The sequence below is a fragment of the Marinomonas sp. HM11-D genome, from assembly GCF_057626615.1.
On record NZ_JBMMKT010000052.1, the window covers coordinates 1 to 202 of the forward strand.

At 58.9% G+C, this 202-nt stretch carries 1 protein-coding gene; it reads right to left on the reverse strand.

Annotation, left to right across the window (positions count from 1 at the left end):
* The coding region (locus ACOSVP_RS18630; protein ID WP_487348979.1) for an Ig-like domain-containing protein at positions 1-202 on the reverse strand (202 nt) is incomplete at both ends.

Sequence of the window (202 nt, forward strand, 5' to 3'; positions counted from 1 at the left end):
ACTGGTGCCGTGGTATCCACTGTCACGATCAACGAAGACGACGCTGTTGAGGTATTGCCCGCGGCATCGGTCGCTTTGGCGGTCAGGGTATGAGCGCCATCGGCTAAGGTTGATGTGGTGATTGACCAGTTGCCTTGAGCATCGGCGGTCGTGCTGCCCAGAACCGTCGTGCCATCGGTATCGTACAGCGTGACGGTGCTGT